This is a genomic window from Aeromonas simiae (assembly GCF_014892695.1).
Classification (GTDB): domain Bacteria; phylum Pseudomonadota; class Gammaproteobacteria; order Enterobacterales; family Aeromonadaceae; genus Aeromonas; species Aeromonas simiae.
In genome coordinates this window covers 44,068-57,066 of sequence record NZ_CP040449.1, presented here as the reverse complement: position 1 = coordinate 57,066, position 12,999 = coordinate 44,068, and the positions used below count along the sequence as shown (strand labels likewise).

Annotated in this window: 14 protein-coding genes; 9 read left to right on the top strand and 5 right to left on the bottom strand. The window is 63.0% G+C overall.

The window, feature by feature from the left end; all coding sequences use genetic code 11:
• Positions 1 to 10: 10 nt before the first annotated feature.
• The gene (gene fabV, locus FE240_RS00280) at positions 11 to 1,198 is read right to left on the bottom strand and encodes an enoyl-ACP reductase FabV (protein ID WP_193002918.1); all 1,188 of its coding nucleotides are present in this window, start codon (positions 1,196 to 1,198) and stop codon (positions 11 to 13) included.
• Between the two features lie 330 nt (positions 1,199 to 1,528).
• Here fabV and FE240_RS00275 point away from each other — a divergent pair, with 330 nt between their 5' ends.
• Positions 1,529 to 1,963, top strand: a complete 435-nt coding sequence (locus FE240_RS00275) for a universal stress protein (RefSeq protein WP_193002917.1) — start codon at positions 1,529 to 1,531, stop codon at positions 1,961 to 1,963.
• 208 nt (positions 1,964 to 2,171) lie between these two features.
• Positions 2,172 to 3,176, top strand: a complete 1,005-nt coding sequence (gene trpS / locus FE240_RS00270) for a tryptophan--tRNA ligase (RefSeq protein ID WP_193002916.1) — start codon at positions 2,172 to 2,174, stop codon at positions 3,174 to 3,176.
• Here the strand turns inward: trpS and FE240_RS00265 are convergent.
• The gene (locus FE240_RS00265; RefSeq protein ID WP_193002915.1) at positions 3,164 to 4,123 is read right to left on the bottom strand and encodes a LysR family transcriptional regulator; all 960 of its coding nucleotides are present in this window, start codon (positions 4,121 to 4,123) and stop codon (positions 3,164 to 3,166) included. The two genes, trpS and FE240_RS00265, sit on opposite strands and share 13 nt — an antisense overlap.
• Positions 4,124 to 4,213: 90 nt before the next feature.
• On the opposite strand from FE240_RS00265, the gene FE240_RS00260 reads away from it, so the two are divergent.
• Both FE240_RS00260 and FE240_RS00255 read left to right on the top strand, forming a co-directional pair.
• Positions 4,214 to 5,110, top strand: a complete 897-nt coding sequence (locus FE240_RS00260; protein WP_193002914.1) for a DMT family transporter — start codon at positions 4,214 to 4,216, stop codon at positions 5,108 to 5,110.
• Positions 5,095 to 5,262, top strand: a complete 168-nt coding sequence (locus FE240_RS00255; RefSeq protein ID WP_193002913.1) for a hypothetical protein — start codon at positions 5,095 to 5,097, stop codon at positions 5,260 to 5,262. Before FE240_RS00260 ends, FE240_RS00255 begins: the two co-directional genes overlap by 16 nt.
• A gap of 101 nt (positions 5,263 to 5,363) precedes the next feature.
• Here FE240_RS00255 and FE240_RS00250 read toward each other — a convergent pair whose 3' ends face one another.
• A complete protein-coding gene (locus FE240_RS00250; RefSeq protein WP_193004370.1) occupies positions 5,364 to 5,822 on the bottom strand; it encodes a DUF6314 family protein in 459 nt (152 codons plus the stop codon).
• Between the two features lie 40 nt (positions 5,823 to 5,862).
• On the opposite strand from FE240_RS00250, the gene FE240_RS00245 reads away from it, so the two are divergent.
• Entirely contained in the window at positions 5,863 to 6,717 is an 855-nt protein-coding gene (locus FE240_RS00245) for a carboxylate/amino acid/amine transporter (protein WP_193002912.1), read from the top strand.
• On the opposite strand, the gene FE240_RS00240 is transcribed toward FE240_RS00245, so the two are convergent.
• Positions 6,698 to 7,561, bottom strand: a complete 864-nt coding sequence (locus FE240_RS00240) for a sensor domain-containing diguanylate cyclase (protein WP_193002911.1) — start codon at positions 7,559 to 7,561, stop codon at positions 6,698 to 6,700. The two genes, FE240_RS00245 and FE240_RS00240, sit on opposite strands and share 20 nt — an antisense overlap.
• 73 nt (positions 7,562 to 7,634) lie before the next feature.
• Positions 7,635 to 8,342 (bottom strand): 3-deoxy-D-manno-octulosonic acid kinase, encoded by a 708-nt coding sequence (locus FE240_RS00235; RefSeq protein ID WP_193002910.1) that lies wholly within the window; start codon positions 8,340 to 8,342, stop codon positions 7,635 to 7,637.
• A gap of 83 nt (positions 8,343 to 8,425) precedes the next feature.
• Between FE240_RS00235 and FE240_RS00230 the strand changes: the two genes are divergently transcribed.
• The 4 genes from FE240_RS00230 (at position 8,426) to spoT (ending at position 12,961) form a co-directional block, all read left to right on the top strand.
• Positions 8,426 to 9,526: a glycosyltransferase family 9 protein gene (locus FE240_RS00230; protein ID WP_193002909.1), complete on the top strand. Its 1,101-nt coding sequence runs from the start codon at positions 8,426 to 8,428 to the stop codon at positions 9,524 to 9,526.
• Between the two features lie 241 nt (positions 9,527 to 9,767).
• On the top strand, positions 9,768 to 10,394 hold the full coding sequence (gene gmk / locus FE240_RS00225; RefSeq protein WP_193002908.1) for a guanylate kinase: 627 nt from the start codon (positions 9,768 to 9,770) through the stop codon (positions 10,392 to 10,394).
• A gap of 49 nt (positions 10,395 to 10,443) precedes the next feature.
• The gene (rpoZ, locus tag FE240_RS00220; protein ID WP_005356265.1) at positions 10,444 to 10,719 is read left to right on the top strand and encodes a DNA-directed RNA polymerase subunit omega; all 276 of its coding nucleotides are present in this window, start codon (positions 10,444 to 10,446) and stop codon (positions 10,717 to 10,719) included.
• A 124-nt stretch (positions 10,720 to 10,843) separates the two neighbouring features.
• Positions 10,844 to 12,961, top strand: a complete 2,118-nt coding sequence (gene spoT, locus FE240_RS00215) for a bifunctional GTP diphosphokinase/guanosine-3',5'-bis pyrophosphate 3'-pyrophosphohydrolase (protein ID WP_193002907.1) — start codon at positions 10,844 to 10,846, stop codon at positions 12,959 to 12,961.
• Positions 12,962 to 12,999 lie beyond the last annotated feature (38 nt).

Below are 12,999 nucleotides of genomic sequence, written 5' to 3'. Positions count from 1 at the left end.
TCTTGCTATCTTATGGGCGCAGCGCCGCCAACTCGGCCACCTCCACTGCGGCCCCATAATCCACCCCCTCAAGCCCAAACCCGTTGAGCGCGAAGAAGTCGGCGCGCAGACCGGCAAAGTCCCCGAGGGTATGGAAATTTTCCGGGGTCACCTGGCGCCACAGCGTATCGACCGCCGCCTGCACCGCAGGCGCCAGTTCTCGGTCATCCATCCGGATCAGGCGCTGACCGTCGGCCACCACCCCCTGTGCCCCGAACATCTTCTCGGCAAACAGGCGCCGCATCTGCTCGATGCACCCCTCGTGGCTCCCCTCCACCTTCATCACCTGCATCAGCACCGCCAGATAGACGGGCAGCACCGGGATGAAGGCGCTCGCCTTGGTTACCAGCGCCTTGCACACCGACACCCAGGCATGACCGCCGATCCCGGCCAGTTGCAGGTTGATGGCTTCGGCCGTGGCGTGCAGGTGCTCCTTGGCATAGCCAATGGTGCCGTCACGATAGAGGGGGTAGGTGGACTCAGGGCCGATGTAGGAGTAGGCCACCGTCTGGGCGCCACGGGCCAGACAATCCGCCTCGGCCAGAGCCTGCATCCAAAGTTGCCAGTCATCCCCTCCCATCACACTCACCGTGTCACGGATCTCCTGCTCGCTGGCCGGAGCCAGGCTCTGCTCCACCAGGGCGTCGTGCTCGATGTCGTAGCCAAGACCGGTGAAGGGTTCGCCAGTGGTTTTGAGCGTAGAGCGCACCTGAGTGCCATCGGCAAGGATGCGCAGACCGCTGGCCAGGGAATAGACCACCAGATCCACCTGACCGAGATGCTCGCGAATGGCGGCGATGGCCTGCTGGCGCATGGTGTCGGAGAAAGCATCACCGATGAGATTCAGGCCAAGGCGCCCCTCTTGTTCGGCCGCCTCACGAAACCAGATGTTGTTGTACCAGCCGGCACTGCCCACCCCCTTCTCACTGGGGCCACGCTCGAGGGAGATGCCGATGGTGTCCGCACCAGCACCGAAGGTGAGGGCAATACGGGAGGCCAGACCAAAGCCAGACGAGGCACCGATCACCAGCACCCGGCACGGCGCATTGAACGCGCCGGCGGCGCGCACCGCTGCAATCTGTTGCTGGACGGCGGCGCGGCAGCCGATGGGGTGACAATTGCGGGCCACGCAGCCCTGGATCTGGGGTTGGATGATCATGAGAGAGTCCTGCGAAAAAAAGAGGGCGTAGAGCATAGCCGATTGAGCCGGCAGCGCTATTGACCTGTCACAGGAAAACAAAAGGGAGCAGAATGCTCCCCAAAGCGGTATTCAGATGCTTTTATTGTTTGATGCCCATTGCGGAGCACGGCTGCATGGTATGCCTCCCCTGTGGAGGGGACAAGAGGGTAGCGTGATCCCCCTCAAAGAAATGGATAATGTTTCGCCATCTTGTCGTGAGTCAAGGTCTGGTCATGGTCATGGCACGGCAACAGGGGCACAATAAGGTCAAGTTTCAGAAGAGACTGCTTGAACAGCAAGGAGGGCCCCATGAGCGGAACCTATTACAAACACGTACTGGCGGCGGTCGATCTTGCCGAAGACAACCGCAAGGTGATCGAGAAAGCGGTGGATCGCGCCCGCTCCAACGGCGCTAAGCTGTCGGTTATCTATGTGGACGTCGATCTCAAGGATCTCTACACCGAGATGATCGATATCGACATCGACAACGTACAGGATCAGGTGATCGCCGAGGCCAAGGAGAAGCTGGAAGCCTTCCTCGCCCCCATCGACTTCCCCATCGAGAAGAAGCTGGTGATCTGTGGCGACCTCTGCGAGCGGGTCAATCAGGCGGTGCGCGAGTACCAAGTCGATCTGCTGGTATGCGGCCATCGCCAGACCTTCTGGAGTCTGCTCACCTCGAGCGCGCGTCAGTTGATGAACACGGTGCCGTGCGATCTGCTGGTGGTGCCGCTGCCGAAATAGGGGCTTGCCAGCCCCAGCACACAGGCGTAGTGTCATCATCCATGAACACGACTATTTTCCCCATCACGGCTTGGTGGTGCTGCTTCTAATCAGGCGGCACCCCTTTTCTATTTCTATTTTTCAGCAGAAAACCCCGTGGCCGCCGAGCGGCGAGCCACCTCACGTCTGACCTCGTCTCCCGGCCCCGGTAACTCCAAGGAGCAACGAGATGCAACAAGCCACCATCCTCACCGGCGACCGTCCCACCGGCCCACTGCACATCGGTCACTATGTCGGCTCACTGCGCCAGCGGGTCGAGGCCCAGCACCACTATCGCCAGTTCGTGATGATCGCCGATCAGCAGGCCCTGACCGACAACGGCCACCAGCCGGAAAAAGTGGCCGGCAACGTACTCGAGGTGATGGCCGATTATCTGGCCGCCGGGCTGGACCCCAGCCTCACCACCTTCTGCCTGCAAAGCGCCCTGCCGGCCCTGCCCGAGCTGACCGCCTACTACCTCAACCTGGTGAGCGTGGCGCGCCTTGAGCGCAACCCGACGGTGAAGGCGGAGATCCAGCAAAAAGGGTTTGCGCGCAGCCTGCCCGCCGGCTTTCTGACCTACCCGGTGAGCCAGGCCGCCGACATCACGGCGTTTCGTGCCAGCCACGTACCGGTGGGGGAAGACCAACTACCGATGCTGGAGCAGACCAACGAAATCGTGCGTCGCTTCAACAGCTTGGTCGGGCAGCCGGTGCTGACCGAATGCCAGCCCATACTCGGCGCCCAGGGGCGGTTACCCGGCATCGACGGGCAGGCCAAGATGTCCAAATCCCTCGGCAATACCATCACCCTCGGAATGGAGGCCGATGCCCTGCGCCAGGCGGTGTTCGCTATGTACACCGACCCCCACCACCTGAGGGTGAGCGATCCGGGGCGGGTCGAGGGCAATACCGTCTTTACCTACCTCGATGCCTTCCATCCCGACCACGCCTTGGTCGCGGAGCTCAAGGCCCACTATCAACGGGGCGGCCTCGGCGACACCCGCTGCAAGCAGATCCTCAACGACTGCTTGCAAACACTGCTGGCGCCGATGCGGGCGCGGCGCCAGGCGGCCCTAGCTGAGCGGGGAGAGCTGCTGGCACTGCTGCGCCGTGGCAGCGAACAGGCCCGCGAGCTGACCGGCAGCGTGCTCGGCGATGTGAAGCGGGCGATGGGGCTCGACTATTTCGGGTGAGGCGCCGGGCCGTGGCAGGTACACGGGGTGGGGCCGAAACGCTCGCGGGCCAGCTCGTGCAGCAGCGCCTTGAACCAGCGGATGGCGCCGTCGTGGTTGGTCAGCTGATGGCCGGCCATCAGGTAGACGATGGGGATCTCCGGGGCCAGTGCATGCATGCGCAGCGGGTAGTAGCGGCAAAAATGGCGACCGATCAGCTCGGGCACCACCACTAGGTAACGGCCAGTGGCCATCAGTTGCGGCACCGCCATAAAGCTTGGCACCCGCACCCCTAGCTCCCGCTTTACCCCCTGCTCGGCCAGCCAGTGATCCACCATGGCCTGGCTGTGGCCCCAACTGGAGGTGTGGATGTGAGGGCGCGCCACCAGCTCGGACGGGGTCACCCGTTCGGGCAGATCGCTGCCAAGGGGCGACAGACAGACCAGCGGGTTGCAGAACCACTCCTCCCGCCACAACCGCGGCGAGAGGTGGTTGGCGCCGGCAAACCCGATCACCAGATCCAGATCCCCCTTCTCCAGCTCGCGCTCGTAGTCGCTGTCGGCCAGCTCGCACACCTCGAGCCGACAGTGGGGGGCGCGTTGCCACAAGCGCTCCACCACCCCGGGCAGCAGGCCGTGCTCCACCGAGCCGGGAGCGGCGATGCGAAACACCCGCTGGGCGCTGGCAGGATCAAACGCCTCCGCCTGGCGCAGCCCCTGCTCGAGCAATGCCAGCGCGCTGCGTACCGGGCCGGCCAGCGCCTTGGCGCGCTCGGTCGGCACCATCTCACGGCGGGTCATCACAAACAGGGGATCCCCCAGGGCTTGGCGCAGCCGTCCCAGGGAGTGGCTGACGGTGGACTGGGAGAGGTGCAGCCGCTCGGCGGCGCGAGTGACGTTGCGCTCCTGCATCAGGATGTCAAAGACAGCGAGCAGGTTCAGATCGAGGCGGGCGAGGGCGGTATCCATCGAAATAAGCCATAGATAAATGCTAACAATTCATTTTTGACATACTACCAGATTCCCTAGAATCGGCCCGATATTCATTGGAGACCAATCATGCGCAGTTATCTGCTCCTGCTGGCGATCGGCCTGTTGTGGGGATCCCAGTTCATCTTCATGCATCAGGCGGTGGCCGAGCTGCCCCCTATCCTGGTTGCCGCCGGGCGCGCCCTGTGCGGCACCCTGACCCTAGCGCTGCTGTGCCTGCTGCTCAGACTGAAAAGCGAGCACACGCCGTGGCGCACCTACATGCTGATCGCCCTGCTCGACGCCACCCTCCCCTTCATCATGGTGGCGTGGGGCCAGCAATACGTGGACAGCGCCATCGCCGCCGTGGTGATGGGGTGTATCCCGTTTGTCACCATTCTGATGGCGCCGCTGTTGATCAGTGGTGAACGGATCACCAAGAGCGGGCTCGCCTCGGTGCTGCTCGGCTTCGTCGGGGTGGTGGTGCTGTTTTGGCCCAAGCTCGCCCAAGGGATGAACGCCGGCCTGCTTGGGGCGCTCGCCATCCTGTTTGGCGCCAGCTGCTTCGCCGTCGGCCTGCTGATGATCAAGCGCTTCGCCAAGGATCACCCCGTGGTGGTGGCCCGCAACATCCTATGCTGCTCGGCCGTGCAACTGCTCATCGCCACCCCCTTCATGGCCGATCTTGGCCACCTGCACCTGCCCAGCCACCGGGCCATCGGCGCCGTGGCCCTGCTCGGGGTCTTCTGCACCGGCCTGGTCTACTTCCTCTACATGGCCCTGATCCAGAAGGCCGGCCCCACCTTTGCCTCGTTCAGCAACTACCTGGTGCCCCTGTTCGGGGTACTGCTCGGCGCCCTGTTTCTCGGCGAGCAGGTGCAGCAGACCACCGGCGTCGCGCTGGCGCTGATCCTCGGCTCGGTCGCCATGAACCAGTGGGCCCAGCAGCGCCGCGCCCGACTGGAGGCGTCATGTCAGGTCTCATAACCACGCTGTGTGGCGGCCTGCTGTTGATCGCCGCCCACCAGCATCGGCAACGCCTGCTGGCACTGGCCGCCCTGGCCATGACCCTGCTCCCTTGGCTGTTGGACGCCAAGCTGAAAGCAATCATGCACTACGCCCTGAGCCAAGTGGCCTGAACCGCATCCATGTGTGCTTGGAGGCCAAGCCTCCACTGTTCTTTTGGGATTGAACCTCCGCTTGTCCCCTCGCCGGTGCCCGTCACCGGCTTTTTTGTTCCCTAGATCCGGTAGCAATAGGCGATGCGCTCATTCTTACGCGGCCCCGTGATGACCCATTCCACATCAAACCCCTGCCCAGTGAGTACCAGCTCGGCCCGGTAGTGATCGGCGCCGCACAGATGGGGCTCGCGACTCTGCCAGCGGTGGGCCGTGACCGGCACCAGCTCGAACAAAGGCACCGGAGAGCCAAACCTAAGGTGGCACAGCCGGATACCCTGCTCCCCACGCTGCCAGCCGTAGCGATTGCTCATGGCCAGCCGCTGGCCGTGAGGGGTGGTGTACTGACCGCTTTCGGCAAAGCTCAGCCCCCCCTCCCAGGGAGTGACCACCACCTGCCCTGTGGCGCGGCCGTTCCAGTCGGTGCGCGACCCCTCCCCGTTGCCAGCCTGGAAAGTAAACGCGGTGATCTGTGACAGCAGATGCCACAGGGAGTGGATCGCGGTCTCACTATCGGTCATCATGGCGCCCGTCCTTTACAACTGAACACTTCTCATCCTCATGAACTATCTCGTCGCCGTGACCCTGCTTTGGGCCTTCTCCTTCAGCCTGATCGGCGTCTATCTGGCCGGTCAGGTGGATGCCTACTTCTCGGTGCTGACCCGCATCGTGCTGGCCAGCCTAGTATTTCTGCCCTTTCTGACCTGGCGCGGCCTACGCCCCGGCTTCATCCTTAGGCTGATGGCGCTGGGGGGCACCCAGCTCGGGCTGATGTACCTCTTTTACTACCACTCCTTCCTGCTGCTCAGCGTGCCGGAAGTGCTCATTTTCACCATCTTCACCCCGCTCTACGTCACCGCCCTCTATGACCTGATGGAGCGCCGTTTCAACCCGCGCTTTCTATGGGGAGCGCTGCTGGCCGTGGCCGGGGCGGCGGTGATCCGCTTCGACGGCCTGACCGAGAGCTATCTGCTGGGCTTTCTGGTGGTGCAGGGGGCCAACCTCTGCTTCGCCCTCGGCCAGGTGGGATACAAGGTGATGATGGAGCGAGAGGCGGCGGCGCCGGCACAGCATCAGGTGTTCGGCTGGTTCTATCTCGGTGCACTTATGGTGGCGTTGCCCGCCTGGTGGCTGCTCGGCGAACCGCGCTACCCGAGTACAGGGCTACAGTGGGGCATACTGCTGTGGCTCGGAGTCGGGGCGTCGGGGCTGGGCTACTTCATGTGGAACAAGGGGGCGACCCGGGTCAGCAGCGGCGTGCTGGCGATCATGAACAACGCGCTGATCCCGGCCGGCTTGGTCGTCAACCTGCTCCTGTGGAACAAGGAGACCGACCTGACCCGCCTGCTGCTCGGCGGCGCGGTGATGGCGCTCTCCCTTCGCGTCTGCCGGCCCGCTAACCGAGCACCGTATTAAAGGCGCGCCGCGCCTGACCGTGGCAACTGGCCAGACGCGCCAGCAGGTGATCGAGCTGCTCCCCCTCCTGGCGCTGCACCAAACCACAACTCACCGTCACCGGTCGCCCCGGCAGCAAGCTGGCATCGGCGATCTCCATACGCAGCCGCTCGGCAATCTCCAGCCCAGCCAGCCGATCGGTCTCGGAGAGCATCAGGATGAAAGAGTCCTCATCCCAGCGGGCGAAGGGGTCATCTTTGCGCAGCTCGCGGCGCACCAGGCGGGCCAGCTTGGCCAGCATGGCGTCGCAGTCGGCCTCGCCGAACAGTTGCAGGATCTTGGATTTATGATCGACGGTGAAGCGCAGCAGGCAAAAGGGAAAGGCGGAACCACGCTGTAACTGCTCGGCAAGGCGACGCTCGAAACGCACTCGGCTATCGAGCCCGGTCAGCGGGTCGGTGGCAAGATCGGGGTCGAGATGGGAGTGGAACGGCTCGCACAGGCGCACCACACCAAACACCCTGCCGTTGCCTTCACGCTGGGCTCGCTCCTCGACCCGCACATAGTGACCGTCATGGTGCAAAATGCGGTACTCAAGGTGCAAGGTCATGCGCTCACCGCTCAGACAGGCTTGCAGGGCGGTTTGCAGCGTCTGGCCATCGTCCGGATGAACCCGGCCGTGCCAGTCGAGATCGTCATCCATCTGCTCCAGACCGAGCAGGGCAAGACAGGCGGGATCCCGCTCCAGCCCCGCCTCAGGGCTCCAGCACCAGACGCCGGCCTGCAATAACGCCAGCGCCTGTCGTGCCCGGGCCTCATCAAGGCGCGATGTAATGGTCATCACAGGAGAACGGAGTGGTTCCATAACCGACCTCGACACTCAGAAGGGACGAACTGCTACCAGTTTTATCACTGCCCGCCACGGCCAGCAACGGGACTCACTCCCCCCGATAACCGGCCATCAGACTCTGCCAATTGCCCGGCACCCAGTGGAAGCTGGTGTGCAGCACCGACTCCTTGTTGAAAGAGCGCAGCAGCCGCTCCAGATTGGCCTGCTGCCAGGGACCAGGGCTGCGGATCGCTCCCTTGTCGAAGTCAATCAGCCACACCTTGTCATCGCGATCGATGAGGATGTTGTGACTGTTGAGATCGGCGTGATAGACACCGGCATCGTGGAAACGGCGGATCACCTGACCGATGCGCTGCCAGGTGGCATCAGGCACCGGCCCCTTCTTCAGCAGATCGACCAGATCCTTGGCGCCACGGATCCGCTCCAGCAGGATATCGGCCCGGTAGAAGGGGCCGCTCTTGCTCATGCGCGCAGCGTAAGGTCTGGGCACTGGCAGATCCCGCGCGCACAGCTGCTCAAGCAGGGCAAATTCAGCCATGGCTCGGCTGCCCTCCACCCCCTCGAACCAGAAGCGATCACGCACCAGCTTGCCCACCATGCCACCCCGATAGTAGTGGCGCAGCACCATATGCCGCCCATCGAGCTTGACGAACCAGGTCACTCCGCGGCCGAGGGAGGAGCCGACGACCGCCTTCTGCTCTTGCCACCAATGGGGGTCGAACAGGCGGGGATGAGGGTCGGCAAAGGCCTGCTCGGCATACCAGCAGACCTGCTTGTTGTGGTTGATGACGTGCATCGCGTTGTTCCGTCAGAAGAATCCGCGCAATTTTACAATCCGCGGGGGAGTTTGCATAATGCCCAGCATCTCATTTCCCCTGATTGCGTCACATCATGCCGCTGTTCCAGACTCCCCCCCGCTCCCTGTGCATCCTGCGCCTCTCCGCTATCGGTGACTGCTGTCACGCCCTGGCGCTGATCAATGCCATCCGCCGTGAGTGGCCGGATACCCGTATCACCTGGATTGTGGGTAAGCTGGAGGCCACCCTGTTTGCCGGTTTGCCTGGCGTCGAGATCATTCCCTTTGACAAGGGGCAGGGCTGGCGCGGCTATCGCCAGCTATGGCAACAGCTAGCCGGGCGCCGCTTCGATGCCTTGCTGCACCTGCAAGCGGCGCTACGCGCCAGCATCGCCACCCTCGGCATCCGGGCGGACGTGAAACTCGGCTTCGACCGTGAGCGAGCCAACGACGGCCAGTGGCTGTTTACCAATCACCAAGTTCCCTCGCCCGCATCTCCCCATGTGCTGGATGGCTTCCTCGCCTTCGCTGGCGAGCTGGGAGTGCGAGATCTCACACCGGACTGGCACCTGCCGATCGACCCGCAGGATCGCGCCTGGGCCCGTGAGACGCTGCAAGGCAGACCGACCCTGCTCATCTGCGCCGCCGCCAGCAAGGCCTTCAAGAACTGGACTGCCGAGGGGTATGCCGCCGTTGCCGATCACGCGGCCAAGCGGGGCTTTCAGGTCTTTTTGTGTGGCGGGCCGGCCCAACTGGAGCGCGATCTGGCCCGAGACATCCAAGCTCATTGCCACACACAGCCAGGCAACCTGGTCGGCCAAACCCGATTGCCGCAGCTGCTGGCACTGATCGGCGAGGCCAGCCTGGTGCTGGCCCCCGACACCGGCCCGGCCCACATGGCCACCATCACAGGCACGCCGGTACTCGGTCTCTATGCCCACCACAATCCGGCGCGCACCGGCCCCTACCACTGCCCGGAAGGGGTCGTCAGCGTCTATCAGACGTGTGTTGAGGCAGAGACCGGCAAGCCGCTAGCCGAACTGGGCTGGCGTACCCGGGTGAAAGATCCCTTGGCGATGCAGCGCATTGAGCCCACGCGGGTGATTGAGGCATTTGACCGTCTGTGCGCTCACCATGGCATCGCCGTTTCGGCCAAACCGAACGAGGTTTCAGAGATAACCTGATGGCCGTGGTGGCGCGAGAGCGGGCACCATAGCGGGTGCGTGATGATACTTCGCGCAGCAAGCACACTCTTTTAGCGGCTGGAGAGATTCCAGCCATTTTTTTATCCCGCCCCTTCTGCTAAGATCACGCCCCCTTTTGCATCCCCGGTTTGCCCTCAGGCAATGAGCCGTCGCCCAGCGGGCAGAGTACGGCCGGGTTTGCTACAACCAGTTCGAGTGCATTCAGGAGCAAGGTGAGCCCATGGCGCAGCAAGGCACCCTCTATATCATCTCCTCCCCCAGTGGGGCGGGTAAGTCCAGCCTGATCAATGCCCTGCTGACCCAGCACAACGCGGCAGGCAAGATGATGGTGTCGGTCTCCCACACCACCCGAGCCCCGCGTCCGGGCGAAGTTGACGGCCAGCATTACCACTTTGTGCCGGTTGAGCAGTTTAAGACCTTGATCGGTAACGGCGATTTTCTGGAGTGGGCTGAGGTGTTCGGCAACTACTACGGCACCTCCCGCGCCGCCATCGAGGCCAGCCTGGCCAAGGGCATCGATGTGTTTCTCGACATCGATTGGCAGGGCGCCCGCCAAATCCGCGAGCAGATGGCGACCAAGTCCATCTTCATCCTGCCGCCAAGCCGCTCCGAGCTGGAGCGCCGTCTGATTGGCCGCGGCCAGGACAGCGCCGAAGTCATTGCGGGCCGGATGGCCAAGGCCACCGCCGAAATGGTGCACTACGACGAGTATGACTATGTCATCATCAACGAGGATTTCGAGCACGCCCTGTTCCAGCTGCGCGCCATCCTCGAGAGCCAGCGTCTGACGCTGGCCAACCAGCAACTGGCGCAGCAGGACTTGCTGCAACAGCTACTGGCGGAATAAGCTAAAACCAAGTACTATTTTGCGTCATTTTTAAACACTGGAGTCCTGCATGGCACGCGTTACTGTAGAAGATGCTGTAAAACAGGTGGGTAACCGTTTTGACCTGGTGCTGGTCGCCGCGCGCCGCGCCCGTCAGATCGCGGTTCAAGGCAAAGAGCCCCTGGTTGACGAAGAGAACGACAAGCCGACCGTGATTGCCCTGCGTGAGATCGAACAGGGCCTGGTGAACAACCAAGTCATGGACGCTCAGGATCGCTACGAACAGCAGGAGCAGGAAGCCGCCGAATTGGCTGCTGTTGCCGCCATCGCTGAGGGTCGCGGCTAAGTTTCCCCTCCCGGCAAGGGCCCGTCTACGGGCCCTTGCCCATTTACAAGCGATCAAAAACCTCGCACACTCACCCCATTCTCCTTCTCATTTCACGGACATTGCGACAGCTAGCGGGGCCGACTTGTATCTGTTTGAAAGTCTCAAAGAAGTAGCCAGTTCCTATCTGCCTCAGGAGCAGGTCGAGAAACTCAGGCAGGCCTATGTGGTTGCGCGTGATGCGCACCAGGGACAGATGCGTTCCAGTGGCGAGCCCTACATCACCCACCCGGTGGCGGTGGCCCGGATCCTGGCCGACATGCGCCTCGATCACGAGACCCTGATGGCCGCGGTGCTGCACGACGTCATCGAAGACACCCCGGTCACCAAAGAGGATCTCGCCACCCAGTTTGGCGATCCCGTGGCCGAGCTGGTCTCCGGCGTCTCCAAGCTCGATAAGCTCAAATTCCGCGATCGCAAAGAGGCGCAGGCCGAAAACTTCCGTAAGATGGTGATGGCCATGACCCAGGATATCCGGGTCATCCTGATCAAACTCGCCGATCGCACCCACAATATGCGCACCCTGGGCTCCTTGCGCCCAGACAAACGCCGCCGCATCGCCCGCGAGACGCTCGAAATTTTCGCCCCCATCGCCAACCGCCTCGGCATCCATACCATGAAAAATGAGCTCGAAGAGCTCGGTTTCGAGGCGCTCTATCCGATGCGCTCCCGGGTGCTGCGCGAATCGGTGCGCCGTGCCCGCGGCAACCGGCGCGAGATCATCGAGTCGATCCAAAGCGAGATCGAGGGCCGCCTGCACGAGGCGAGCATCGACTCCCAGGTCAGCGGCCGCGAGAAGAACCTCTTCTCCATCTACAACAAGATGGAGAAAAAAGAGCTGCAGTTTCATGAGGTAATGGATATCTATGCCTTTCGCGTCAAGGTGAAGGACATAGACACCTGTTACCGGGTGCTCGGCCAGATGCACAGCCTCTACAAGCCGCGCCCCGGCCGCTTCAAGGATTACATCGCCATCCCCAAGACCAACGGTTACCAGTCGCTGCACACCTCATTGGTGGGGCCACACGGGGTGCCGGTCGAGGTGCAGATCCGCACCGAGTTCATGGATCAGATGGCCGACAAGGGGGTCGCCGCCCACTGGGCCTACAAGCAGGATGGCGACAGCTCGGGCACCACGGCCCAGATCCGCGCCCAGCGCTGGATGCAGAGCCTGCTCGAGCTACAGCAGAGCGCCGGCAGCTCGTTTGAGTTCATCGAAGGGGTCAAGACCGACCTGTTCCCGGACGAGATCTACGTCTTCACCCCGGAAGGGCGCATCATGGAGCTGCCTGCCGGTGCCACTCCGGTCGATTTTGCCTACACGGTGCACACCGACATCGGTCATGCCTGTGTCGGCGCCCGGGTCGACCGCCATCCCTACCCGCTCAGCAGCCCGCTGCACTCGGGTCAGACGGTGGAGATCATCACCGCCCCCGGTGCCCGCCCCAACGCGGCCTGGCTCAACTTCGTGGTGACCACCAAGGCCCGCTCCAAGATCCGCCAGTTCCTCAAGAACCTGCGCACCGAGGAGTCGGTGGTGCTGGGACGGCGCCTGCTCAACCATGCCCTCGGCGCCAAGAATATCGAGGACATCCCCGAGCCGCGCATCAAGCAGGTGCTGACCGATACCAAGCATGAGAGCCTGCAAGGGCTGCTGGCCGACATTGGCCTTGGCAATGCCATGAGCGTCATGGTGGCACGCCGCATGCTGGGCGACAGCCTGCCGGCCGAAGAGCCCGCCAAGAGCAGCAACAAGAAGATGCCGATCAAGGGGGCCGACGGCCTGCTGGTTACCTTCGCCAACTGCTGCCGCCCGATCCCGGGCGACGCCATCATTGCCCACGTCAGTCCCGGCAAGGGGCTGGTGATCCACCAAGAGTCCTGCCGCAACATCAAGGGCTACAACAAGGAGCCGGACAAGTACCTGCCGGTTCAGTGGGAAGTGGACAAGGAGCAGGAGCAGGAGTTCAAGACCGGCGTCATCATCGAGATCGTCAACCATCAGGGGGCGCTGGCCGAGCTGGCCAACGTCATCGCCGCCACCGGCGCCAATATCCACGGCATCAGCACCGAGGAAAAAGACGGCCGGGTCTATCAGGTCAGCCTGCTCATCACCACCAAGAGCCGCATCCACCTTGCCAACATCATGCGCAAGATCCGCGTCATGCCCGATGTGTTGCGGGTCAGCCGGCAAAAGAACTAACCGGACGGGCGGCGCAAGCCGCCCGCCGCTTTATCACA